Source organism: Kitasatospora sp. NPDC087314 (assembly GCF_044744365.1).
In the GTDB taxonomy this organism is placed as follows: Bacteria; Actinomycetota; Actinomycetes; order Streptomycetales; family Streptomycetaceae; genus Kitasatospora.
In genome coordinates this window covers 366,103-389,382 of sequence record NZ_JBIUYE010000009.1, presented here as the reverse complement: position 1 = coordinate 389,382, position 23,280 = coordinate 366,103, and the positions used below count along the sequence as shown (strand labels likewise).

Below are 23,280 nucleotides of genomic sequence, written 5' to 3'. Positions count from 1 at the left end.
GGTTACATTCCGAACCCGGAAGCTAAGCCTTACAGCGCCGATGGTACTGCAGGGGGGACCCTGTGGGAGAGTAGGACGCCGCCGAACAATCATTCAGAAGAACCCCCATCCGGGAAACCGGATGGGGGTTCTTCGCATTTCCGGGCCGGAATCAGAGCTGGAGTTTGAATCCGAGGTGCGACGGGACGAAGCCGAGCCGTTCGTAGAAGCGGTGGGCGTCGGTGCGGGTCGCGTCGGAGGTGAGCTGGACGAGGTCCGCGCCGAGCTCGCGGGCGCGCTCGATCGCCCACTCGATCAGTTCGGTGCCGAGGCCGGTGCCCCGCTCGTCGGCGTGGATGCGGACGCCCTCGATGATGGTCCGGGTGGAGCCCTTCCTGGAGAGGCCGGGGACCACGGTCAGCTGCAGGGTGCCGACGGTTCGGCCGGCGCGTTCGGCGGCGACGAGGTGCTGGTGCGGGTCGCCGTCGATGCGGGCGAAGGCGGCCAGGTAGGGCGCGAGGTCGTCAGGGCTCTCGCGGGTGGCGCCCAGGGGGTCGTCGGCGAGCATGGCCACTATCGCGGGCAGGTCGGTTTCGGTGGCCCGGCGAATCGTCAGTTCGTTCATGATCAGAGGATAGGTGGCCGCCTTCCCCGCACCCCTGGCCGCCGGTGCCCGTAGGACCCCCTCACGGCCCTTCTCGGGGGTGATCCGACGTCACTCCCCGGGCTTGGCACTGGTGATGACGGCGAAGACGGCGCCGTGCGGGTCGTGCAGCTGGGCGAGCCGGCCGACGCCGTGGACGTCCATGGCGGGGATCCGCACCGTCGCTCCCAGGGTGTCGGCGATGGCGAGGCTGGCGTCCACGTTGGGGACCTCGAAGTAGGGGAGCCAGTGCGAGGTCGTGCCGGCGGCGGTGTGCTCGGGGCCGAGCTGCATGATGCCGCCGTGGGCGTCGTCGCTGCCGGCGCCGGCCGGGGTGAGGACGGTGTAGAGGACGCCTTCGAGCGGGACGTCCTGCTCCTGCCAGCCGAAGACGCTGCGGTAGAAGGACTTGGCGCGTTCGGCGTCGACGCTGTAGCACTCGGCCCAGCAGAGGCTGCCCTCCTCGTTGACGACGTCCAGGCCGCGGGTGTCGTGCGGCTGCCAGACGGCGAACTCGGCGCCGGTCGGGTCGGCGTAGCCGGCCATCCGGCCCGCGGTGAAGACGTCGAAGGGGGTGAACCGGACGCGTCCGCCGGCCTGTTCGACGAGTTCGGTGGTGCGGTCGGCGTCGAGGGTGGTGAAGTACAGCGTCCAGGCGGGCAGGGCGCCCTCCTCGGCGAGCGGGCCGAGGGCGGCGACCGTCCGGCCGTCGAGCTGGAAGAAGCCGTACCCGCCGGCCTCGGGGCCGGCCGAGTCGAAGGTCCAGCCGAACAGGGCCGTGTAGAAGCTGACGGACGCCTGGGTGTCGGGGCTGCCCAGGTCGACCCAGGCGGGGGAGCCGGGGCGGAAGGCGGTGTTAAGCATGGGCTCTGCTCCTCGGACGGGGGCCCGTGCGGGCGCGGTCGCTGTCGGTGCCCCCCTTGCCCCTCCCAGCCTGGCACCCCGGCCGGGGCGCTGCACGGCAGGGCGTTCGGGAAGCGGTCGGCAGGGGAACCGGGGCGGTCGGCGCGGGTGCGGGGTTGTCGGGGCCGGGCGGTACGGTGCGTAACGGAAAGGTCCACCCGTACCGGTCGAAGGGGGTCCCGGTGGCCAGGCAGGCGCAGTCGGGGCAGGAGGCGCCGCGCCAGCTCGCGCAGGTCGAGGGCGTGCTGGAGCGGATCACGTACGCCAACGAGGAGACCGGCTACACGGTGGCCCGGGTGGACACCGGTCGGGGCGGGAACGACCTGCTGACGGTGGTGGGCGCGCTGTTGGGCGCGCAGGTGGGCGAGTCGCTGCGGCTGCACGGGAGGTGGGGTTCGCACCCGCAGTACGGGCGGCAGTTCACGGTGGAGAACTACACGACGGTGCTGCCGGCGACGGTGCAGGGCATCCAGCGGTACCTGGGTTCGGGGCTGATCAAGGGGATCGGGCCGCGGTTCGCCGAGCGGATCGTGGAGCGCTTCGGGGTGGACACCCTGGAGGTGATCGAGAACGAGCCGGGCCGGCTGATCGAGGTGCCGGGGCTGGGGCCGAAGCGGACGAAGAAGATCGCGGCGGCCTGGGAGGAGCAGAAGGCCATCAAGGAGGTGATGGTCTTCCTGCAGGGGGTCGGGGTGTCGACCTCGCTCGCGGTGCGGATCTACAAGCAGTACGGGGACGGCTCGATCGGGGTGGTCAGGAACGAGCCGTACCGGCTGGCATCGGACGTGTGGGGCATCGGTTTCCTGACGGCGGACCGGATCGCCCAGGCGGTGGGGATCCCGCACGACAGCCCGGAGCGGGTGAAGGCGGGGCTGCAGTACGCGCTGTCGCAGAGCAGCGATCAGGGGCACTGCTACCTGCCCGAGGAGCGGCTGATCGCGGACGGGGTGAAGCTGCTGCAGGTGGACGTGGGGCTGGTGATCGACTGCCTGGCGGAGCTGGTGGCGGCGGAGGGGGTGGTGCGGGAGTCGGTGCCGGGGGAGGCGGGCGAGCCGATCACCGCGGTGTACCTGGTGCCGTTCCACCGGGCGGAGATCTCGCTGGCCAACCAGTTGCTGCGGCTGCTGCGTTCGGATTCCGACCGGATGCCGTGGTTCGGTTCGGTGGACTGGCCGGTGGCGCTGGAGTGGCTGGCGAAGCGGACCGGGGCGGAGCTGGCGCCGGAGCAGGCGCAGTCGGTGCGGCTGGCGCTGACCGAGCGGGTCGCGGTGCTGACGGGCGGTCCGGGGTGCGGCAAGTCCTTCACGGTGAAGTCGATCGTGACGCTGGCGCTGGCGAAGCGGGCGAAGGTGGTGCTGGCGGCGCCGACCGGGCGGGCGGCGAAGCGGTTGTCGGAGCTGACCGGGGTGGAGGCCTCGACGGTGCACCGGCTGCTGGAGCTGAAGCCGGGCGGGGACGCGGCGTACGACCGGGACCGGCCGCTGGACGCCGACCTGGTGGTGGTGGACGAGGCGTCGATGCTGGATCTGATCCTGGCGAACAAGCTGGTCAAGGCGGTACCGCCGGGGGCGCACCTGCTGTTCGTGGGGGACGTGGACCAGCTGCCCTCGGTGGGGGCCGGCGAGGTGCTGCGGGACCTGCTGGCAGAGGGCGGCCCGATCCCGTCGGTGCGGCTGACCAGGATCTTCCGGCAGGCGCAGCAGTCCGGCGTGGTGACCAACGCGCACCGGATCAACGAGGGGAAGCCGCCGCTGACGGACGGTCTGGCGGACTTCTTCCTGTTCGTGGAGGACGACGCGGAGCGGGCGGCCGGTCTGACGGTGGACGTGGTGGCGCGGCGGATCCCGCAGAAGTTCGGTTTCGACCCGCGCCGGGACGTGCAGGTGCTGGCGCCGATGCACCGGGGCCCGGCCGGGGCGGGCAACCTGAACACGCTGCTGCAGGCCGCGGTGACGCCGGCCCGGGAGGGGGTGGCGGAGCGGCGGTTCGGCGGGCGGACGTTCCGGGTGGGGGACAAGGTCACGCAGGTGCGCAACAACTACGACAAGGGGCGGAACGGTGTCTTCAACGGCACAGTGGGAGTGGTGACCGCCCTCAGTGTGGACGACCAGCGGTTGACGGTGCTCACCGACGAGGACGAGGAGGTGGCGTACGACTTCGACGAACTGGACGAGCTGGCCCACGCGTACGCGGTGACGATCCACCGCTCGCAGGGCAGCGAGTACCCGGTGGTGGTGATTCCGGTCACCATGTCCGCTTGGACGATGCTCCAGCGAAATCTGCTCTACACCGCTGTGACCAGGGCCAGGAAACTGGTGGTACTGGTGGGGTCACGGAAGGCGATCGCGCAGGCCGTACGGACCGTCAGTGCAGGTCGGCGGCACGCGGCCCTCGATCATCGGCTGGGAACTGGATGATTATCCAACAGGATGGTTGCCTCTAATGTTCTCTTGACGTGAAGAGATTTACGGCAGAGCCTAGGGTGGTGCCGATCTTGTCCGGTTCGTACCGGCTGCGGCGGCAGGTTTTGTAGGGGCGGGCCCTTTCGGGCCACCCCGGGTGCGCGGCTGTCCTCCAGATGGGGGATGGTAGAGACAGTCAGGGCACCTTGGAAGAGGATTCATTTCGTCGGTGAGGAAGACGTGAGCGACAACTCGGTAGTACTGCGGTACCAGGACGGCGAGTACGAGTACCCCGTCGTCGAGAGCACTGCGGGCAACGCCGGCTTCGACATCTCGAAGCTGCTGCCGCAGACCGGCCTGGTCACCCTGGACAACGGCTTCGGTAACACCGCCGCGTACAAGTCCGCGATCACCTTCGTGGACGGCGACAACGGCATCCTGCGGTACCGCGGCTACCCGATCGAGCAGCTCGCAGCACAGGGCGGCTTCATCGAGACCGCGTACCTCCTGATCAACGGTGAGCTGCCCAACGCGGACCAGCTGGCGGATTTCAACCGCGAGATCACCCAGCACACCCTGCTGCACGAGGACGTCAAGCGCTTCTTCCAGGGTTTCCCGCGGGACGCCCACCCGATGGCCATGCTGTCCTCGGTGGTCGGCGCGCTGTCCACGTTCTACCCGGAGAGTCACAACCCGTTCGACGCGGGCCAGCGCCACCTGTCGACCGTGCGCCTGCTCGCGAAGCTGCCGACGATCGCCGCCTACGCGTACAAGAAGGCGATGGGCCAGCCCTTCGTCTACCCGCGCAACGACCTGAGCTACGTCGAGAACTTCCTGCGGATGACCTTCGCCGTCCCCGCCGAGGACTACGAGCTCAACCCGGTCATCGTCAACGCCCTGGACAAGCTGCTCATCCTGCACGCGGACCACGAGCAGAACTGCTCGACCTCCACCGTGCGCCTGGTCGGCTCCAGCCACGCCAACCTGTTCGCCTCGATCTCGGCCGGCATCTCGGCCCTGTGGGGCCCGCTGCACGGCGGCGCCAACCAGGCCGTGCTGGAGATGCTGGAGAGCATCCAGAAGGACGGCGGCGACGTCGACGCGTTCATCACGAAGGTGAAGAACAAGGAAGCCGGCGTCAAGCTGATGGGCTTCGGTCACCGCGTCTACAAGGCCTTCGACCCGCGCGCCGCGCAGGTCAAGCTGCTCGCGCACGAGGTCCTCAGCCAGCTCGGCAAGAACGACGAGCTGCTGGATATCGCGCTCAAGCTGGAGGAGCACGCCCTCAAGGACGACTTCTTCATCTCGCGCAAGCTCTACCCGAACGTGGACTTCTACACCGGCCTGATCTACCGCGCCATGGGCTTCCCGACCAGCATGTTCACCGTGCTCTTCGCCCTCGGCCGGCTGCCGGGCTGGATCGCCCACTGGCACGAGATGATCAACGACCCGACCAGCCGGATCGGCCGCCCGCGCCAGATCTACACCGGCGTCGAGATCCGCGACTACGTCGCCCTCGGCGACCGCTGACGCCGTACCCGGAAGGGCCCGACCGCGCTGTGCGGCCGGGCCCTTCCGCGTCCCCGCGCGGTGGGCCCGGGTGGGCGCCCCGCACGCGGACGGAACCGTACGGCGCACGACTCCGGGGGCGGCCGCGGCCGGGGACGGCCGCTCAAAGCGTCCCTGACCCGCCGCAACCCCGGCGTCGTGCGCGAAGGTCGTCAGGGTCGACGACCGTCCCGGGGCCCGCCGGAGCCCCGTCGGCGGCAGCCGATGGCAGTGCGGGGACGCGTTTGCCGTTCGCCGCGTCCCAGCCCATCGGAAAAACTGCCGCACTACCAACCTAAGACGTATCAGGGTGCGAGAAGTTACGCCCGGGGGGTGTGAGCTGCCTCTCGCCACGCTCCGTGTGCGCGCCGTGCCCTGCCCATACCACACGATCCCGCACGCGCGACGTCACCCTCCCCGCAGTCACGGCAACCGAGCGTGATAGGAATCGTGGCATTCCGGTACGGACCGTCCCGCACCCTCGCAGCGTGGCGGCGGAACTGGGGAGGGAGTGCGCAGATGGCCAGGAACGTCGTTGTCACCGGCGGTGGCACGGGAATCGGGTACGAAGTCGCGCGGCGGTTCGCCGAGGCGGGCGAACGGGTCGTGATCGTGGGCCGCCGTCGCGCGGTGCTGGAGAAGGCCGCGGCCGATCTCGGGCCGAACGTCACCCCGCTGGTGTGCGACCTCGCCGACCCCGACGCCGTCGAGGCCGCGCTCGCCGAACTGCCCGAGCGGATCGACGTCCTGGTCAACAACGCCGGCAGCCGGGAGACCGTGATCGGCGCCGGGCCGCACGCCCTGCTGGCCCGCTGGCGCGGCGACTTCGAGCGCAACGTGCTGACCGTGGTGCTGCTCACCGAGTCGATCCGGGACCGGCTCACCCCGGGCGCCGGCCGGGTGGTCACCATCAGCTCGATCGCGGCCCTGCGCGGGGCCGGCTCGTACGGCGCCGCGAAGGCCTCGCTGCACGCCTGGAACCACTTCCTGGCCGCCCAGTTGGGCACCTCGGGGATCACCGCCAACATCGTCGCGCCGGGGACGGTGGCCGGCACCGAGTTCTTCGGCCCGCGCCTGGACGAGGCGGAGGTCTCCCGCCGGGCGGCGCGCACCCTGCTCGGCCGGATCGGGGAGACCGGCGAGGTCGCGGCGGCGGTGCACTTCCTGGCCTCGCCCGAGGCCGGGTTCATCACCGGCGAGATCCTGCACTGCAACGGCGGCGAGCTGCTCGGGCGTTGAGCGGCGGGCTGCTCGGGCTGCTCGGGCTGCTCGGGCTGCGGTGGCTGCTCGGGGGTGAGCCACCGGGAAGGGCCCGGGCCGGGGTTCGTCCGGTCCGGGCCCCTCGCGGTGGCGGGCGGGTGCCTCAGGCGGGCTGGAAGCGGCGTAGCCGCAGGCTGTTGGTGACCACGAAGACCGAGGAGAAGGCCATCGCGGCCCCCGCGATCATCGGGTTGAGCATCCCGGCCGCGGCCAGCGGGATCGCCGCCACGTTGTAGCCGAAGGCCCAGCACAGGTTGCCCTTGATGGTGGCCAGGGTGCGGCGGGAGAGCCGGATCGCATCGGCCGCCGCCAGCAGGTCGCCGCGGACCAGGGTGAGGTCGCCCGCCTCGATCGCGGCGTCGGTGCCGGTGCCCATCGCCAGGCCCAGGTCGGCCTGGGCGAGCGCGGCCGCGTCGTTGACGCCGTCGCCGACCATGGCCACCGCGCGGCCCTCGGCCTGCAGGCGCTTGACGGTGGCGACCTTGTCCTGCGGCATGACCTCGGCGATCACGTCCTCCGGGGCGATGCCGACCTCGGCCGCGACGGCCTCGGCGACCGCCCGGTTGTCGCCGGTCAGCAGCACCGGGCGCAGGCCCAGCGCGCGCAGCCGGGCGATCGCCTCGGCGCTGGTCGGCCTGACCGCGTCCGCCACCTCCAGGACGGCCCGGGCCTCGCCGTCCCAGCCCACCGCGATCGCGGTGCGGCCGGCCGCCTCGGCCGCGGCCTTGGCGCGGGCCAGGGCGGGCGGCAGGTGCTGGGCCCGGTCGGCCAGCAGGGCCTCCCGACCGGCGACCACCGACCGGCCCTCGACGACGCCCTGGACGCCCTGCCCGGGGACGTTCCGGAAGTCCTCGACCGGTGGCAGCCCGCCCGTGCGCTCCGCGGCGGCGCTGGCGACGGCGGCGGCGATCGGGTGCTCGGAGGCGTGCTCCACGGCGCCGGCCAGGCGCAGTGCCTCCGTCTCGGTGACGCCCTCGGCGGTGTGCACGGCGAGCAGGGTCATCCGGCCGGTGGTGACGGTGCCGGTCTTGTCCAGGACGATGGTGTCGACCTTGCGGGTGGTCTCCAGGACCTCCGGGCCCTTGATCAGGATGCCCAGTTGGGCGCCGCGGCCGGTGCCGACCATGAGCGCGGTCGGGGTGGCCAGGCCCAGGGCGCACGGGCAGGCGATGATCAGCACGGCCACGGCGGCGGTGAACGCCTCGGTGGGGCTGTTCGAGACCAGCAGCCGGCCGACCAGGGTGGCGAGCGCGATCAGAATGACGACGGGGACGAAGACGGCGGAGATCCGGTCCGCGAGGCGCTGCGCGGCGGCCTTGCCGTTCTGGGCCTCCGTGACCAGCCGGGCCATCCGGGACAGCTGGGTGTCCGCGCCGACCCGGGTCGCCTCGACGACCAGGCGGCCGCCCGCGTTGACGGTGGCACCGGTGACGCCGTCGCCGACGGAGACCTCCACCGGAACGGACTCCCCAGTGAGCATCGACGCGTCCACCGCCGAGCCGCCGTCGACCACCACACCGTCGGTGGCGATCTTCTCGCCCGGCCGCACCACGAACCGGTCGCCCACGGCCAGGTCCCCGATCGGGATCCGGACCTCGCGGCCCCGCCGGAGGACGGACACGTCCTTGGCGCCGAGGTCGAGCAGGGCGTGCAGGGCGGCGCCGGCCCGGCGCTTGGAGCGGGCCTCCAGGTAGCGGCCGAGCAGGATCAGCACGGTGACGGCGGCGGCCGTCTCCAGGTAGAGGGTGGACGAGGCGTCGGTGTCGCCGATCGACAGCGAGAAGTCGTGGCGCATGCCGGGCAGGCCGGCGTGGCCCCAGAACAGCGCCCAGAACGACCAGCCGAAGGCGGCCAGGGTGCCGAGCGAGACCAGGGTGTCCATGGTCGCGGCGCCGTGCTTGAGATTGGTCCAGGCGGCGCGGTGGAACGGCAGACCGCCGTGGACCACGACCGGGCCGGTGAGCGCGAAGGCCAGCCACTGCCAGTTGGTGAACTGCAGGGCCGGGATCATCGACAGCATGACCACCGGGACGCTGAGGACGGCGCTGATCAGCAGCCGGTCGAGCAGGGGGTCGGCGGCGGTCCGGTCGGCGGTGGTGTCGGCGCCGACCGGCGCGGGGGCGGCGGGCGCCGGGGGCGGCGGGGGCTCGGCGCGGTAGCCGGTGCGCTCGACCGTGGCGATCAGGTCCTCGACCGTCACCCCGGGGCCGTAGTCGACCCGGGCCTTCTCGGTGGCGAAGTTGACGGTGGCCTCGACGCCGTCCATCCGGTTGAGCTTCTTCTCGATCCGGGCCGCGCAGGAGGCGCAGGTCATCCCGCCGATCGACAGCTCGACCCGGTCCCGTGCCTGGGCGCCGGCCGCGCCGTGGACGCCCGGGACGGTTGTACTCATGCGCATCAGCTCCTTGGTGGGGTGTACGGCGGGGTCCGCTGCCCGGGCCCCGCCGCACCGGACGGACCTCAGGCGCTGCGGCCGACCAGCTCGTAGCCGGCCTCGTCGACGGCGCTGCGGATCTGCTCGTCGTCCAGCGGGGCGAGGGAGGAGACCGTCACGGTGCCGGCCTTGGCGTCGGCGGCGACCTCGGTGACGCCCGCCAGGGCGGAGAGCTCCTCGCTGATCGCGTTCTCGCAGTGGCCGCAGCTCATGCCGGTCACGGTGTAGGTGATGGTGCTGGACATCCGAGCCTCCGGGAGGTGTGCTGCCCCGGGCGTCGGCCCGGGCTCTACTCTGCTGACACCGTACCCCTCCGGGGTATTCCCGGGAGGGGCGGGTGGGGCGGCGCGCCTCGCGGGCGCGTCCGACAGCAGAGCGTATGCGGACGACCGGCTCAGGCCGGGGAGGCCGGGAGCTGGGCCGGGATCGGTGCCCCGCGCTCGCGCCGGACCAGCAGTCGCAGCCAGAGCAGCCCGCCCAAGGAGACCACGATCAGCCCGGCCGTGTCGTAGCAGGTGTACAGGTGCACCTGCTCGGTGGTCGGGTCGGGCATGTGGCCGAGGGCGAACGGCGCGCGCTGCCACTCGCTCGCGGTGGTCCTGGCGACCAGCCAGACGGCGATGCCGTTCATGCTGTCCCAGAGCGCGTGTAGCAGCGATACGCCCAGGTAGGTGACGATGACCGGGGCGGTGAAGCGGAAGCGCCCGCCGCGCCGCTCGCGGAACAGCACCCCGCCGATGATCGCCGTCCACAGGATGTGGCCGACCGGGGCGAGCACCCCGCGCAGGATCTCCGTCTCCACCAGGTCCTTGAGCGAAAGCCCCTGGATGCTCAGCACCGCGTTGAACGCGTATCCGGCGCTCTCGAACGCGGCGAACCCCGCGCCGACGGTGGCGCCCAGCACCAGCCCGTACCGCAGCCCGCTGACCCGCAGCCGGCGGCTCACCATGACCAGGGCGGCCAGCTTGACCGCCTCCTCGATCAGGCCGACGGCGACGTACATCCACGCCGAGGGCGAGACCAGGTAGGTCTCCAGCACCGAGGCGCCCAGGACGCCGATGATGCCGCCGATGCCGAAGCAGGCGAAGATCCGGTCCGGGCCGAGGTCGGCGGCGTAGCGCTCGTACGCCCAGATCACCATGGTGGCCGGGACCAGGAAGCTGCCGAGCAGCACGATGGTCGGGACCAGGTTGCTGTTCCCGGTGAGGAAGGTGACGGCGACGGTGGCGATCCACAGCAGCAGGCCGACGGCGAAGACCCGGAGCCAGTGGTGGGAGGTGGCCGCCGTGCGGGCCGGGGGATCGGAGATGCGGGGGGTGTTGCGGTATCCGGACACCGGTCGGGCCTCCTCGGGGTAGCCACTTTTGGTCGAACTGTATGACAAATAGGACATTTGGTGATGATGGGGGCTGGTTCGCGGCGGGTCGGCGGACCCGGCGGCCCGACGTGGGGCGGGCGGATGGCTGGGCGCGGTGATCGTCCCTTATGTTCGGTATGTGTTTCCGATCCGTCGTGCCCAGTCCCCGTCGACTCCCCCCGCCGCGGGGCTGTCGCCGGAGCGGCGGCGCGGCGCCCTGCTCGCCGCCGACCTCCAGGACGTGCCGTTCTGGCGGCGGGCCAGCCCGGCCCTGTTGGCCGTCCTCCTGGTCGCACTCGCCGACCTCCTCTCCGGCAAGGACCGCTACCTCGCGCCGCTGATGACCGTCGTCCCGGCCGTCGCCGCGCTCACCCTCAAGCCGGGTGAACTGCTCGCGGTCTGCTCGCTCGGCCTGCTCGCGGTCTTCGGGCTCAGCCACTACGACGAGGTCGACAACATCAACGACGCACGCTTCCTCTACGGTGCGATGGTCAGCTACGTCGTGTTGACGCTCTTCTCCGCCTGGGTCGCCAAGATCCGGATGCGGCGCGCGGCGGCCTTCGCGGCCGTCAGCTCCGTCGCCGAGGCGGCCCAGCGGGCCCTGCTGCGGCTGCCCGGGCCGGCGGTCGGGCCGCTGCGGCTGGCCGTCCGGTACGTGTCGGCGGCCGACGCCTCACTCATCGGCGGGGACCTGTACTCGGTGCTGGAGACGCCGCACGGGATCCGGGTCGCGGTCGGGGACGTCCGGGGCAAGGGGCTCGGCGCCGTGCAGACGGCCGCGGTGGTGCTGGGCGCGTTCCGCGAGGCCGCGTACGACGAGGCGGGGCTGCGGGGCGTCGCGGCGCGGATCGAGGCCAGCGTCGAGCGGCACGTGCCGGACGGGGAGTTCACCACCGCGCTGTTCGCCGAGTTCCGCTCGCCCGGGGTGATGGAACTGCTGCAGTACGGGCACGTCCCGCCGATCCGGGTCGACGGCGACGGGCGGGCGCACGTGCTGGACGCCCCCGACCCGTGGGTGCCGCTGGGCCTCGGACGGTTGGCGGCCGGCGAGCCGGCCAGCTGGGACCAGCCGTTCGGGGCGGAGGACGTGCTGGTGCTCTGCACGGACGGGGTGATCGAGGCACGGCACCGCAAGAGCGGGGAGTTCTACCCGCTGGAGGAGCGGGTCGGGCCGCTGGTGCGGGGCGCCGCGCGCTCGGCGGGGGAGCTGGAGGCGGCGGTGGGGCGGGTGTACGCGGACCTGCTGGCGCACACGGGCGGGCAGCTGCGGGACGACGCGCTGCTGCTGCTGATCGCCAGGACGGACGGCTGAGGGGCGGGCTGTCCGAGTCCTCCTCGCCGCACGGGCGGCCGCGCGGGGAGGAGGACGGGACGGGCCCGGACGGCCGGGTGGGCCTCAGCCCGCGGTGACGTCGGCGAGGGCGCGGAAGAGCAGGGCGGTGGAGGTGGCGCCCGGATCCTGGTGGCCGATGCTGCGTTCGCCGAGGTAGGAGGCGCGGCCCTTGCGGGCCTGGAGCGGGACGGTGTCGCGGGCGCCCTGCTCGGCGGCGTCGGCGGCCGCGGCGGCGGCCTCGGGCAGGGCGGCACCGGCGGCGGCCGTGGCGCGGAAGGCGGCGACGGCCGGGGTGTAGGCGTCGACGATGGTCTTGTCCCCGGGCTCGGCCTTGCCGAGCGCGCGGACGGCGTCCAGACCGGCCGCCAGGGCCTCGGCGACGTCGGCCGGGCCGGCCGGGTCGGGCAGGGCGGCGCCGATGGCGCGGAAGGCCTTGCCGTAGAGCGGGCCGGAGGCGCCGCCGACCTTGGAGATGAGCGTGCTGCCCGTCTTGGTCAGGACCGCGCCGGGGCCGACCGGCCGGAGGTCGTCGAGGGCGGCCAGGACGGCGCCGAAGCCGCGCTGGAGGTTGCTGCCGTGGTCGCCGTCGCCGATCGCCGAGTCCAGTTCGGTGAGCCGGGCCTGCTCCTTCTCGACGGCCGCGGCGATCGCGCGGACCCAGGCCTCGGCCAGTGCGGTGTCGAACAGCGGGGTGTCGAAGTCCATGCCGTCTCCCTGCTCAGGCCCGCTTGAGGGCGGGGGTGTCGACGGGCGCGTCCCACAGCTCCAGCAGCTGTGCGTCGGCCTTGGTGAGGGTGAGCGAGAAGCCGGCCATGTCCAGGCTGGTGACGTAGTTGCCGACCAGGCTGCGGGCCACCGTGATGCCGCGCTCGGCGAGCCGGGCGGCGACCTCGCCGTAGGCGATGTACAGCTCCAACAGGGGAGTCGCGCCGAGGCCGTTGAGCAGGGCGATCACCTCGTCGCCCGGGGTCAGGTGACGGTCGGCGAGGATGGTGTCGACCACCTCGGTGGCCAGCTCGCGGGCCGGGCGCAGCTTCTCGCGGCGGCGGCCGGGCTCGCCGTGGATGCCGACGCCGACCTCGATCTCGTCCTCCGGCAGGTCGAAGCCGGGCTTGCCGGCGGCCGGGACGGTGGCCGCGGTGAGCGCGACGGCGAAGGAACGGGAGGCGGCGTTGACCCGCTCGCCCAGGGCGGCCACCTCGTCGAGCGGGGCGCCGCGTTCGGCCAGCGCCCCGATGGTCTTCTCGACCAGGACGGTCGCCCCGGTGCCGCGGCGGCCGGCCGTCCAGGTGGAGTCCTCGACCGCGACGTCGTCGTCGACCAGGACGGTGCGGACCGCCAGGCCCTCCTCGACGGCGAGTTCGGCGGCGAGCTCGAAGTTCATCACGTCGCCGGTGTAGTTCTTCACCACGAAGACGACGCCGGCGCCGCTCTCCACCGCCTTGGCGGCGGCCAGCATCTGGTCCGGCACCGGGGAGGTGAAGATCTCGCCGGGGCAGGCGGCGTCCAGCATGCCGGGGCCGACGAAGCCGCCGTGCAGCGGCTCGTGCCCGGAGCCGCCGCCGGAGATCACCGCGACCTTGGGCGCGGCCGGGCGGGCGGCCCGGGTGATCACCCGGTTGGGGAGGTCCACCGTCAGTTCGGGATGGGCGGCGGCGACTCCGGCCAGCGCGTCCTCCAGGACGCTCTCCGGGGTGTTGATCAGCTTCTTCAACGCTCTTCGCTCCCTCGGTCAGGACGCTTCGGCGGGCCGTGCGGCAGACGGCGCTGCCCCGACGCTACGCCAGCCGGGGGTTGTGGGCACGGGGTGCGACACGCGGGTTTCCCGTCACCCGCCCGGAGTAGTGGCGTCCGGTCGTAGGGTCGCAGACATGAGCGAACACGTAGGTATCGTCCTGGTCTCGCACAGCGCCCGGCTGGCCGCAGGACTGCGCGAGCTGCTCGTCGAACTCGCCCCCGGCGGCGTGCGGGTGGTGTGTGCGGCGGGGACGGAGGACGGCGGGCTCGGCACCAGCTACGACCTGATCGCGCGGGCCGTCGCCGAGGCGGACGGCGGGGCGGGCGTGGTGGTGCTGCCGGACCTCGGGAGTTCGGTGCTCACCGCCGTCACCGTGCTGGAGGACGAGCCGCGCCCGGGCGCGCGGCTGGTGGACGCGCCGTTCGTGGAGGGCGCGGTGGCGGCCGCCGTCACCGCCTCGACCGGGGCGGCGCTGGCCGAGGTGGTGGCGGCGGCCGAGGACGCCCGGGGCTTCCGGAAGCTGTAGGGCTCGTCCGGCCGAGTCGGTGTCGGCTACTTGGCGTCCGCGTAGCAGTCCACCACCGCGGTGGTGAGCGGGAAGCGGACCGGGGTGTCGCCGAAGACCAGGTGCCGGGCCTCCTCGGCGGACTCGGCGACCGCCGCCGCCACCGCGTCGGCGAGGTTGGCCGGGGTGTGCACGATCACCTCGTCGTGCTGGAAGAACACCAGGTGCGGCCGGTCCGCCGGGTCGGTCACCGGCAGGGCGCTGAGTCGGCGGCGCAGGGCCGCGAGCAGGGCGAGCGCCCAGTCGGCGGCGCTGGCCTGGATGACGAAGTTGCGGGTGAAGCGGCCGCGGGCGCGCGCCTGCCGCCCGCCGGCCTCGCCGGCCGTCCCGGGGGCCTCGGCGAGGTCGAGGAACTCGGCGGAGGCGGGCGGGCAGACCCGGCCGAGCCGGGAGGCGACCACGCCGCCGTCCTCGCCGGTGCGGGCGGCGGCCTCGACGTAGCCCATCGCGGCGGGGTAGCGGTGGTGCAGGGTGTTCAGCAGCGGGCCGATGTCGCCGCTGGTCTGCCCGTACATGGCGCCGAGCAGGCCGAGTTTGGCCTTGTCGCGGTCGCCCTGGAAGGCGTTGGCGGCCAGCGCCTCGTACAGGTCGCCGCCGGCGGCGGTGCGGGCCAGCCCGGCGTCCTGGGAGAGGGCGGCGAGCACCCGGGGCTCCAGTTGGGCGGCGTCGGCGACGACCAGCAGCCAGCCGGGGTCGGCGACGACGGCGCGGCGCAGGATGCGCGGGATCTGCAGCGCGCCGCCGCCGCGGCTGGCCCAGCGCCCGGAGACCACGCCGCCGACCACGTACTCGGGCCGGAACCGGCCGCCGCGGGCCCAGGCGTCCTGCCAGGCCCAGCCGTGCGCGGCGTGCATCCGGGACAGCTCCTTGTAGCGGATCAGCAGCGCGGCGGCCGGGTGGTCGACGCGCTTGAGCTCCCAGGAGCGGGTGGAGCCGAGCTGGACGCCGTTCTCGGCGAAGGCGCGCAGTACCTGGGTGTGCGAGTCGGGGTTGAACGGGCGCCCGCCGAGGGCCTGTTGGAGCTCGGCGGAGAGTTCGGCGAGCAGTCGCGGCTGGGTGCCGGGGACGGTCGGGCGGGGGCCGAGGAGCTCCGTCAGCAGCCGGTCGTGGACGTCGCCGCGCCAGGGCAGTCCGTCGTACGCCATCTCGGCGGCCACCAGCGCCCCGGCGGACTCGGCGGCGACCAGCAGCCGGAACCGCTGCCGGGCGGCCGGGTCGGCGATCGCGGCGAGCCGGCGCTGCTGTTCGGCGTGGACGGCGACGACGGCGGCCAGCGGGTCGGCGCCGGGCGGCAGTTGCAGCCGGTCGGGGGCGAACAGGGTGTCCTGCCCGTCGTCGGACTCGGCGGAGCCGGGCTCGGGCAGGTCGTCCGGGACGGGCAGGCCGCGCAGCCGGCACCAGGCGGCGCCGAGCGAGCGCGGCGCGCCGAACCGGCCCTCGTGCGTGAGCAGCAGGGCCTCGACGAGGCGCAGGTCGTGGCAGCGGGCGAGCCGGTCGGGCAGCCGGGGCAGCAGCGGCGCGTAGGCGCTCTCGGCGGCGGCCCACACCCAGCGCGGCCCCAGCGGACGAGCGCTCCCGGCGGCCTCCCGGGCGGCGACGGCGGCGGCGAGGTCGGGGACGCGCTCGGGCGGACCGAGCGGGGTGCCGGCGTCGTCGAGCGGCTGGAGCCGGCCGCCCGGGCCGTGCGGATCGGGGGCGAGGGCCGTCCTGGGTGCCACGGGGGCGTCTCCTCTCCGGCGCGCTGGTCGGGCGTGCGGGTACGGGCACGGATGTGCGGTCTACGGGTGTCCGACCTCGACGTTAACGGGTGGGTACGACAACGGGCGTGTCCCGGGGGCGGGGGCGCATAGGCAGGGTCGGGGACACGGCGTATGGTCGGCGAAATGACCGAGAACCCGTTCTTCAAGCCCAGCTCCCTGGTCTACGAACTGCCGCCCTTCGCCGCGATCCGGCCGGAGCACTACCTGCCCGCCTACGAGCGCGGGATGGCCGAGCAGTTGGCCGAGATCGCGGCGATCACCGCCGATCCACAGCCGCCGACCGTGGACAACACCCTGGTCGCCCTGGAGCGCTCCGGGGAGCTGCTGCGCCGGGTGGACGCGGTGTTCCGCAACCAGTCGGCCTCCGACACCAGCGAGCTGGTCGACGAGGTGGACGCCGAGGTGAGCCCGCTGCTGGCCGCGCACCACGACGCGATCCACCTGGACCGCGCGCTGTTCGCCCGGATCGAGGAGCTGTACGGGCGCCGTGCCGAGCTGGGCCTGGACCCGGAGTCGCTGCGGCTGCTGGAGACCCGGCACATCCGCTTCGTCCGCTCCGGCGCCCGGCTGGGCGAGGCCGAGCAGGCCCGGCTGCGCGGGCTGAACGCCGAACTCGCCGCGCTCGGAACGACGTTCCAGCAGAACGTGAACGCCGCCACCAAGGCCGCCGCGCTGGTCGTGGACACGGCCGAGGAGCTGGACGGGCTGTCCGCGGACGCGGTCGCCGCCGCTGCGGAGAACGCCCGGGTGCTCGGCCACGAGGGCCGGTTCGTGCTGTCCCTGAAGAGCACCTCCGGCCAGCCCGAACTGGCGCTGCTCACCGACCGGTCGGTGCGCGAGCGGCTGCTGGCGGCCTCGCTCGGCCGGGGCGCGGCGGTCAACGGCCCGCTGGCGATCCGGATGGCCGCGCTGCGCGCCGAGCGGGCCGCGCTGCTGGGGCACCCGAGCCACGCCGCGTACGTGGTCGAGGACGAGACCGCCGGCACGGTGGAGGCGGTGTCCGGGCTGCTCGCCCGGCTGGTGGGGCCGGCGGTGGCCAACGCCCGCCGGGAGGCCGCCGAGCTGGCCAAGGTGGCGGCCGCGGACGGGATCGAGGAGATCGCCGCGCACGACTGGGCGTACTACTCGGAGAAGGTGCGGCAGGAGTCGTACCAGGTGGACGCGGCGGTGCTGCGCCCGTACTTCGAGCTGGAGCGGGTGCTGCACGACGGCGTGTTCCTCGCCGCGAAGCTGGCGTACGGGCTGACCTTCACCGAGCGGCCGGACCTGACCGCCTACCACCCGGACGCGCGGGTCTTCGAGGTGTTCGAGGAGGACGGCGGTTCGCTGGGCCTGTTCATCGGCGACTTCCACGCCCGGGCGTCCAAGCGCGGCGGCGCCTGGATGGACGAGCTGGTGGGCCAGTCGGGGCTGACCGGCCGGCGCCCGGTGGTGCTGAACAACCTGAACATCGCGCGCCCCGCGCCGGGCGAGCCGGTGCTGCTGGCCTGGGACGAGGTGCGCACGCTCTTCCACGAGTTCGGGCACGCGCTGCACGGGCTGTTCTCGGACGTGCGGTACCCGCTGTTCGCGGGCACCGCGGTGCCCCGGGACTTCGTCGAGTTCCCCTCGCAGGTCAACGAGATGTGGATGGTCCGGCCGGAGGTGGTGGCCAGCTACGCGCGCCACCACGTGACCGGGGAGCCGCTGCCGGCCGCGCTGGTCGAGCGGATGGTGGCGGCCGAGGGCTTCGGGGAGGGCTTCCGGACGGTGGAGTACCTGGCGGCGACGCTGCTGGACTGGGCCTGGCACACCGTGCCGCAGGGCGGGGAGATCGAGGACGCCGAGGAGTTCGAGGCGCGGGTGCTGGCGGAGGCCGGGATCGCGGTGCCGGCGATCCCGCCGCGCTACCGGACGGCGTACTTCCAGCACATCTTCTCCAGCGGCTACAGCGCCGGGTACTACGCGTACATCTGGTCGGAGGTGCTGGACGCCGACACCGTGCAGTGGTTCGAGGGCAACGGGCGCCCGGTGCGGGAGAGCGGTGAGCTGTTCCGGCGCGAGCTGCTGGCGCGCGGCTTCAGCCGGGACCCGCTGGAGTCCTTCCGCGCGGTGGTCGGCCGGGCGCCGGAGATCGGGCCGCTGCTGGCGCGGCGGGGGCTGGTCTAGCGGTTGTCTGCCGGGTGTGCCCCGGTGGCGGTCAGCGCGGCGTGACCGTCACCGTCACCGGGGTGCCCGGGCTCGCGTGCGGGAGCCGGATCCGGGCGGTGCCGGCCCGCCCGCCGTACGGCTGCTCGACGTCGACGCGGGCGGTGGCGGGGGTGGCGGCGACCCGGGCGCCGCGGGGGAACGCCGCCGGGGGCAGGACGAGTTCGGTGCTGTGCCGGGTGCCGTCGGCGCTCCAGCGGACGGTGTGCCCGGTGGGTGTGGCGGTGGTGCTCACCCCGGCCCCGGCGACGGCCGCCGGGTACGGGCCGAAGGCGGGCTCGTCACCGGGGGCGGGGTGCCCGGCCGGGTCGAGCGCGCAGTAGCCGCCGGTGCCGCGGCACCAGTACCACATGGTCCAGCCCTCGGCGAAGCCGTCCATGGCGGCGACCTGCCGGCGGACCAGTTGGGTGTTGCCCGGCCTGCGGGAGTCGGGCGGGCCCCACTCGCCGACCAGGACCGGCAGGCGGTGGGCGGCGGGGTAGGCGGCGATCGCGGCGGTGTAGCGCTCGACGAAGCCGTCGGACGGGTCCCAGTCGGCGCCGTTCTCGACCGCGGTGTCGTAGAAGTGCGGCGCGTAGCCGAGCCGGGCCGGGCCGGGGCGCGGGTCCTCGAAGCCGGGCAACCGGGTGGGCACGCCCTGGCCGACCAGGACGGTCGGTTCGACGAACAGCCAGGCGCGGGTGTCGACCCGGCGCACGGCGGCGATCAGGCGGCGGTACATGTCGGCGAGCCGGCCCTGTTCGAGGGCGGCGGAGGCGGCGGCGAGCACGGCCGGGTCGGTCGGGTCGCCGTCCACCGGGCCGAACGGCTCGTTGAACAGGTCGTAGCCCAGCAGCGAGCGGTGGCCGCGCAGTTCGAGGGCGAGCCGGGTGTAGAAGTCGGCCTGCCAGGCGCGCAGGTCGGGGTCGTCGTAGAGGTGGCGGAAGGCGGCCTGGACGGCGGGCTGGAAGTAGCCGGCGAACCAGTCGTTCGGGTCGGGGGTGAACGGCAGACCGTCGTCCCGGGTGGCCCAGGGCGGGATGCCGCGGTCGCCGCCGCCGAACTTCGGCCCGTAGACGTCCTGGTGGAAGTCGATCAGGGCGAGCAGGCCGTACCGGTCTGCCCAGCCGAGGAGTTGGCGCAGGCGGTGCAGTTCGGCCGGGGCGAGGTGGCCGTGGACGGGCTCCAGCCTGGTCCAGGAGACCGCCACCCGGATCAGGGTGAAGCCTTGTGCGGCCACGGACTTGATGTCGGCCTCGGTGGCCTCGGCGTACTTGTCCAGGTTGAAGCCGCGCAGTTGGAGGCGGCGCCCCTGGGCGTCGGTGAAGGCGGTGCGGCCGTCGGGGCCGGTGACCGTACCGGCGGGGAACCGCGCGGGCGGGCCGCCGTACGCGGCCGCGGGGGTGACGGGTGCGGCGGTGAGGGTGGCGGCGGCGAGCAGTAGGGCGACGACGGTGCGGCGCAGGCGCATCGGGACCTCGCGGGGGCACGCAGCGAAGGGGTGGGGGCCCGATGATGCCCGGACCGCGGTGGGCGGCACAAGGGGGCTGCGCTGGAGAGCAGTTCGGCCGGCGGGTTCAGTCGGCGGGTTCGACCGGAGGGGTCGGCAGGGCGGGGGTGGGCCGGTCCGCGGCGGCGGCCAGGCGGCCCCAGAGCAGGTCGGCGAGCGCCTGCACCATGCGGGTGCGCGAGCAGGGTCTGCTGTTCAGCCACCAGTCGCCGGCCGCCAGCACCATGCCGGTGATGCCCCGGCCCCAGGCCTCGGCGAGCAGGTCGCGGTCGGCGCCGAGGTCGACCTGGCTCTGGACGGCCCGGGTGATCTCCTCGGCGATCTGCCGCAGCGCGGGGGCGAGCGCGTTGCCGACCCCGCCCGGGTTGCCCGGTTCGGGGTGGGTGAGCAGCCGGTACACCTGCGGGCGGGCCTCGATCCCGGCCAGGTAGGTGTCCAGGACGTGCTCGACCCGGTCGCGGCGCTCCAGCGGTTCGGCGAGGGCGGCCCGGACGGCGGCCAGCAGGCCGCTGGTGTGGCGTTCGGTGAGGGCGCTGATCAGGCCGTTCCGGTCGCCGAAGTGTCGGTAGAGGATCGGTTTGGTGATGCCGGCCTCGGCGGCGATGGCGTTCATGCTGGCCGTCGGCCCGTCCCGCTGGATGACCCGGTCGGCGGCGTTGAGCAACTGCTCGCGGCGGGGCTCTCGGGACATGCGCTGCTCCTCGCGGTCGGTGGTGTACGGGGTGGTGCGGGGGCGGTGCTGGGCGTTGACACCGGTTACCAATCAGTAGCAGACTCCGACGATGTTACCCGAGGTAACACCCCCCGGTCGGCCGCACCCTTCTTCGGAGGCAAGCACCATGAGCAGCACGTTCTCGCTGGACCCGGGCGCGGACCAGCTCGCCGTACGCGACTGGCTGCACGGCTTCGCCGCGGACGTCGTCCGCCCCGCCGCGGCCGAGTGGGACGAGCGCGAGGAGACCCCCTGGCCGATCATCCAGGAGGCCGCCAAGCTGGGCATCTACTCACTGGACTTCTACGCCCAGCAGTACTTCGACCCCTCCGGCGTCGGCATCCCGATCGCCATGGAGGAGCTGTTCTGGGGCGACGCGGGCATCGGGCTGTCCATCGTCGGCACCACCCTGGCCGCCGTCGCGGTGCTCGCCAACGGCACCGACGAGCAGATCGGCACCTGGACCCCGCAGATGTTCGGCACCCCGGACGACCTCAAGGTGGCCGCGTTCTGCTCCTCCGAGCCGGACGCCGGCTCCGACGTCTCCGCGCTGCGCACCCGGGCGGTGTACGACGAGGCCAAGGACGAGTGGGTGCTGAACGGCACCAAGACCTGGGCCACCAACGGCGGGATCGCCGCCGTCCACGTCGTCGTCGCCACCGTCGACGCGGACCTCGGCGCGCGCGGGCACGCCTCCTTCGTCGTCCCGCCGGGCACCCCCGGGCTGAGCCAGGGCCAGAAGTTCAAGAAGCACGGCATCCGCGCCTCGCACACCGCCGAGGTGGTGCTGGACGGCGTCCGGGTGCCCGGCAGCTGCCTGCTCGGCGGCAAGGAGAAGCTGGACGAGCGGCTGGCCCGGGCCCGCGAGGGCGTCAAGCGCTCGGGCGGCAGGGGCAACGCGGCGATGGCCACCTTCGAGGCCTCCCGGCCCGCCGTCGGCGCGCAGGCGATCGGCATCGCCCGGGCCGCGTACGAGGTGGCGCTGGACTACGCGAAGACCCGCGAGCAGTTCGGCCGCCCGATCATCGACAACCAGGGCGTGGCCTTCCAGCTCGCCGACATGAAGACCCGGATCGACGCCTCCCGGCTGCTGGTGTGGCGGGCCTCCTGGATGGCCGCCAACAACCAGCCGTTCACCGCGGCCGAGGGCTCGATGTCCAAGCTGTACGCGGGGGAGACGGCCAAGTGGGTCACCGCGCAGGCGATGCAGATCCTCGGCGGCAACGGCTTCACCCGGGAGTACCCGGTGGAGCGGATGCACCGGGACAGCGCGATCTACTCGATCTTCGAGGGGACCAGCGAGATCCAGCGGCTGGTGATCGCCCGGGCGATATCCGGGATGCCGATCCGCTGACGCCCGGCGGGGCCGGCCCGACCAAGCCCTAACGGGCCGCCCAGAAGGTGAGCCCGGCGGTGAGCGCGCCCACCGCCGCGCCGACGACGGTCTGCGCGGTGGTGTGGTCCCGCAGCACCACCCGGGACCAGCCGATCACCGCGACCAGCGGGGAGAGCAGCAGCCACAGCGGGCCGAGCGCGATCCCGAGGCAGACCACCGCGCCGGCGGCGACGGCGGTGTGCACGGAGACCTTCCACCAGACGGTGATCGCCAGGATCGGGATCAGCGAGGCGAACATCGCCAGCACCATCGCGGTCAGGTCGGCCGGGGCGTCCAGCCAGAGCATCACCGCGAAGGCGGTCGCGACCGAGCCCATGATGAACGGGATGACGGTCAGCCGGCGCTGCCGGTGGCCGACGTGGCGGTCCTCCAGGGTGCCCTTGCGGATGCCGCGCTGGATGAACAGGGTCGGGATGACGGCCGCGAACAGGGCCGCGAAGACCGCCCAGCCGAGGCCGGCCCAGCCGTAGCGGATGCAGCCGAGCAGCGGGAGCAGCGCGATGATCACGTTCTTCGGCTCGACGCCGTCGGTGACCCGGCGGGCCCAGATCGTCCGGCTGGTGGGGGCGGTCGTGGCCTCGGTCATCGGGGTTGCTGCTCCGGTGGGGACGGTGGGGGAGGGGACGGTCCGACGGCTCGGCGCGCCGGTCGGATGATCGTACGCGGGCCGCCGGTTGGGCGCCCTACCGGCCCGGTCCGCGTCGACGGGTCCGCGTCGGCCGGCTGCTGTCGGCCCGGTCCGCTCAGAACCGCGCCGGGCGGCCCGCCAGGAACGCGGCCAGCCCCTCGTGCACGTCCGAGGCCTCCCGGGAGCGGCGCTCCCAGGGCGCCAGCGCCTGCGCGGCCTGCTCCGCCGGGACGGCCAGCGCGGCCTTCACCGCGCCGATCGTCTGGGTCGAGCGCCGGGTCAGCAGCCGGGCGAACTCCAGTGCCGCGGCGTCCAGTTCGGCGCCCGGCAGGACCCGCTCGGCGAGGCCCAGCGGCAGCGCGTCGCGGCCCGCCACCAACTCGCCGGAGAACAGCAGGTACTTGGCGCGGGCCGGGCCGACCAGCCGGGCCAGCCGCAGCGTCGGCACCGCCGGGTAGACCACGCCGAGCTTGGCCGGGGTGATCCCCAGTCGGGCGTCCTCGGCGACGAACCGCAGGTCGCACGCGACGGCCAGCTGGCAGCCGCCGCCCACGCAGGCGCCCTGCACCACGGCGATGGTCGGATGCGGGAAGGCCGCCAGCGCCTCCTCGGCGGCGACGTTGACCGTGTGGTAGGCGTCCGCGCGCTCCGGATCGCCGTACACCTCGGCGAGTTCGGTGATGTCCGCACCCGCGCTGAAGGTGCCGCCGGCGCCGGTGAGCAGCAGGGCGCGCACCCCCGGGTGCTCGGCGAGGCGCACCAGCACCTCGGGCAGCTCCCGCCAGATCGCCAGGGTCACCGCGTTGCGCCGGTGCGGGCGGGCGAACTCCAGGACGGCGACGCCGTCCTCGCCGACGTACGCGTGCAGACCCTGGGCGTGGACGGGCAGGGCGGAGCGGTCCCGCGTGAGCAGCGGCTGGTCCATGCGCACCTCCGGGCGGTCGTG

19 protein-coding genes and 1 rRNA gene are annotated in these 23,280 nt (G+C 73.6%); 8 read left to right on the top strand and 12 right to left on the bottom strand.

The genetic code is table 11. The features are described 5' to 3' along the window. Positions 1-87 (top strand): 5S ribosomal RNA (gene rrf, locus ACIO5E_RS22005); the annotation flags it as partial. Positions 88-151: 64 nt separating this feature from the next. On the opposite strand, the gene ACIO5E_RS22000 is transcribed toward rrf, so the two are convergent. Both ACIO5E_RS22000 and ACIO5E_RS21995 read right to left on the bottom strand, forming a co-directional pair. Further along, on the bottom strand, positions 152-604 hold the full coding sequence (locus ACIO5E_RS22000) for a GNAT family N-acetyltransferase (protein WP_400670321.1): 453 nt from the start codon (positions 602-604) through the stop codon (positions 152-154). Positions 605-694: 90 nt separating this feature from the next. Further along, positions 695-1,486, bottom strand: a complete 792-nt coding sequence (locus ACIO5E_RS21995; protein ID WP_400670319.1) for a VOC family protein — start codon at positions 1,484-1,486, stop codon at positions 695-697. Positions 1,487-1,707: 221 nt separating this feature from the next. Between ACIO5E_RS21995 and ACIO5E_RS21990 the strand changes: the two genes are divergently transcribed. The 3 genes from ACIO5E_RS21990 (at position 1,708) to ACIO5E_RS21980 (ending at position 6,714) form a co-directional block, all read left to right on the top strand. Next, positions 1,708-3,942: an ATP-dependent RecD-like DNA helicase gene (locus ACIO5E_RS21990; RefSeq protein ID WP_400670316.1), complete on the top strand. Its 2,235-nt coding sequence runs from the start codon at positions 1,708-1,710 to the stop codon at positions 3,940-3,942. Between the two features lie 225 nt (positions 3,943-4,167). Continuing rightward, positions 4,168-5,457 (top strand): citrate synthase, encoded by a 1,290-nt coding sequence (locus tag ACIO5E_RS21985; protein WP_400670314.1) that lies wholly within the window; start codon positions 4,168-4,170, stop codon positions 5,455-5,457. A gap of 537 nt (positions 5,458-5,994) precedes the next feature. After that, positions 5,995-6,714 (top strand): SDR family NAD(P)-dependent oxidoreductase, encoded by a 720-nt coding sequence (locus ACIO5E_RS21980; RefSeq protein WP_400670312.1) that lies wholly within the window; start codon positions 5,995-5,997, stop codon positions 6,712-6,714. A 124-nt stretch (positions 6,715-6,838) separates the two neighbouring features. On the opposite strand, the gene ACIO5E_RS21975 is transcribed toward ACIO5E_RS21980, so the two are convergent. The 3 genes from ACIO5E_RS21975 to ACIO5E_RS21965 form a co-directional block, all read right to left on the bottom strand. Continuing rightward, positions 6,839-9,127: a heavy metal translocating P-type ATPase gene (locus tag ACIO5E_RS21975; RefSeq protein ID WP_400670310.1), complete on the bottom strand. Its 2,289-nt coding sequence runs from the start codon at positions 9,125-9,127 to the stop codon at positions 6,839-6,841. Between the two features lie 68 nt (positions 9,128-9,195). Next, on the bottom strand, positions 9,196-9,414 hold the full coding sequence (locus ACIO5E_RS21970; protein ID WP_280684313.1) for a heavy-metal-associated domain-containing protein: 219 nt from the start codon (positions 9,412-9,414) through the stop codon (positions 9,196-9,198). A 149-nt stretch (positions 9,415-9,563) separates the two neighbouring features. Continuing rightward, entirely contained in the window at positions 9,564-10,505 is a 942-nt protein-coding gene (locus ACIO5E_RS21965) for a PrsW family intramembrane metalloprotease (RefSeq protein ID WP_400670308.1), read from the bottom strand. 160 nt (positions 10,506-10,665) lie between these two features. Between ACIO5E_RS21965 and ACIO5E_RS21960 the strand changes: the two genes are divergently transcribed. Next, positions 10,666-11,838 carry a PP2C family protein-serine/threonine phosphatase gene (locus ACIO5E_RS21960; RefSeq protein ID WP_400670306.1) on the top strand — a complete coding sequence of 391 codons (1,173 nt, stop codon included), beginning with the start codon at positions 10,666-10,668 and terminating at the stop codon, positions 11,836-11,838. An 84-nt stretch (positions 11,839-11,922) separates the two neighbouring features. Here the strand turns inward: ACIO5E_RS21960 and dhaL are convergent, their stop codons facing one another. Both dhaL and dhaK read right to left on the bottom strand, forming a co-directional pair. After that, positions 11,923-12,564 (bottom strand): dihydroxyacetone kinase subunit DhaL, encoded by a 642-nt coding sequence (gene dhaL, locus ACIO5E_RS21955; protein ID WP_400670303.1) that lies wholly within the window; start codon positions 12,562-12,564, stop codon positions 11,923-11,925. 13 nt (positions 12,565-12,577) lie between these two features. Next, positions 12,578-13,573: a dihydroxyacetone kinase subunit DhaK gene (gene dhaK, locus ACIO5E_RS21950; RefSeq protein WP_400670300.1), complete on the bottom strand. Its 996-nt coding sequence runs from the start codon at positions 13,571-13,573 to the stop codon at positions 12,578-12,580. 157 nt (positions 13,574-13,730) lie between these two features. Between dhaK and dhaM the strand changes: the two genes are divergently transcribed. Next, entirely contained in the window at positions 13,731-14,123 is a 393-nt protein-coding gene (gene dhaM, locus ACIO5E_RS21945) for a dihydroxyacetone kinase phosphoryl donor subunit DhaM (protein WP_280684321.1), read from the top strand. A 26-nt stretch (positions 14,124-14,149) separates the two neighbouring features. On the opposite strand, the gene ACIO5E_RS21940 is transcribed toward dhaM, so the two are convergent. Then, positions 14,150-15,880, bottom strand: a complete 1,731-nt coding sequence (locus ACIO5E_RS21940; protein WP_400670297.1) for a bifunctional 3'-5' exonuclease/DNA polymerase — start codon at positions 15,878-15,880, stop codon at positions 14,150-14,152. Between the two features lie 165 nt (positions 15,881-16,045). Here ACIO5E_RS21940 and ACIO5E_RS21935 point away from each other — a divergent pair, with 165 nt between their 5' ends. Further along, positions 16,046-18,070 (top strand): M3 family metallopeptidase, encoded by a 2,025-nt coding sequence (locus tag ACIO5E_RS21935; protein ID WP_400670294.1) that lies wholly within the window; start codon positions 16,046-16,048, stop codon positions 18,068-18,070. 31 nt (positions 18,071-18,101) lie between these two features. On the opposite strand, the gene ACIO5E_RS21930 is transcribed toward ACIO5E_RS21935, so the two are convergent. Further along, complete coding sequence (locus ACIO5E_RS21930; protein ID WP_400670291.1) at positions 18,102-19,559, bottom strand: cellulase family glycosylhydrolase; 1,458 nt, start codon at positions 19,557-19,559, stop codon at positions 18,102-18,104. Positions 19,560-19,665: 106 nt separating this feature from the next. Next, positions 19,666-20,289, bottom strand: a complete 624-nt coding sequence (locus ACIO5E_RS21925) for a TetR family transcriptional regulator (RefSeq protein WP_400670288.1) — start codon at positions 20,287-20,289, stop codon at positions 19,666-19,668. Positions 20,290-20,437: 148 nt separating this feature from the next. Between ACIO5E_RS21925 and ACIO5E_RS21920 the strand changes: the two genes are divergently transcribed. Beyond that, positions 20,438-21,664 (top strand): acyl-CoA dehydrogenase family protein, encoded by a 1,227-nt coding sequence (locus ACIO5E_RS21920; protein ID WP_280684331.1) that lies wholly within the window; start codon positions 20,438-20,440, stop codon positions 21,662-21,664. Between the two features lie 28 nt (positions 21,665-21,692). Here ACIO5E_RS21920 and ACIO5E_RS21915 read toward each other — a convergent pair whose 3' ends face one another. Further along, complete coding sequence (locus tag ACIO5E_RS21915; RefSeq protein WP_400670285.1) at positions 21,693-22,292, bottom strand: hypothetical protein; 600 nt, start codon at positions 22,290-22,292, stop codon at positions 21,693-21,695. Positions 22,293-22,449: 157 nt separating this feature from the next. Further along, positions 22,450-23,259, bottom strand: a complete 810-nt coding sequence (locus ACIO5E_RS21910) for an enoyl-CoA hydratase/isomerase family protein (protein ID WP_400670283.1) — start codon at positions 23,257-23,259, stop codon at positions 22,450-22,452. Between the last annotated feature and the right edge of the window lie 21 nt (positions 23,260-23,280).

Coding starts and splice junctions, on each gene's coding strand:
- ACIO5E_RS22000 (WP_400670321.1), bottom strand. CDS start 604: ATGAACGAACTGACGATTCGCCGGGCCACCGAAACCGACCTGCCCGCG.
- ACIO5E_RS21995 (WP_400670319.1), bottom strand. CDS start 1,486: ATGCTTAACACCGCCTTCCGCCCCGGCTCCCCCGCCTGGGTCGACCTG.
- ACIO5E_RS21980 (WP_400670312.1), top strand. CDS start 5,995: ATGGCCAGGAACGTCGTTGTCACCGGCGGTGGCACGGGAATCGGGTAC.
- ACIO5E_RS21975 (WP_400670310.1), bottom strand. CDS start 9,127: ATGAGTACAACCGTCCCGGGCGTCCACGGCGCGGCCGGCGCCCAGGCA.
- ACIO5E_RS21970 (WP_280684313.1), bottom strand. CDS start 9,414: ATGTCCAGCACCATCACCTACACCGTGACCGGCATGAGCTGCGGCCAC.
- dhaL (WP_400670303.1), bottom strand. CDS start 12,564: ATGGACTTCGACACCCCGCTGTTCGACACCGCACTGGCCGAGGCCTGG.
- dhaM (WP_280684321.1), top strand. CDS start 13,731: ATGAGCGAACACGTAGGTATCGTCCTGGTCTCGCACAGCGCCCGGCTG.
- ACIO5E_RS21935 (WP_400670294.1), top strand. CDS start 16,046: ATGACCGAGAACCCGTTCTTCAAGCCCAGCTCCCTGGTCTACGAACTG.
- ACIO5E_RS21930 (WP_400670291.1), bottom strand. CDS start 19,559: ATGCGCCTGCGCCGCACCGTCGTCGCCCTACTGCTCGCCGCCGCCACC.
- ACIO5E_RS21925 (WP_400670288.1), bottom strand. CDS start 20,289: ATGTCCCGAGAGCCCCGCCGCGAGCAGTTGCTCAACGCCGCCGACCGG.
- ACIO5E_RS21920 (WP_280684331.1), top strand. CDS start 20,438: ATGAGCAGCACGTTCTCGCTGGACCCGGGCGCGGACCAGCTCGCCGTA.
- ACIO5E_RS21915 (WP_400670285.1), bottom strand. CDS start 22,292: ATGACCGAGGCCACGACCGCCCCCACCAGCCGGACGATCTGGGCCCGC.
- ACIO5E_RS21910 (WP_400670283.1), bottom strand. CDS start 23,259: ATGGACCAGCCGCTGCTCACGCGGGACCGCTCCGCCCTGCCCGTCCAC.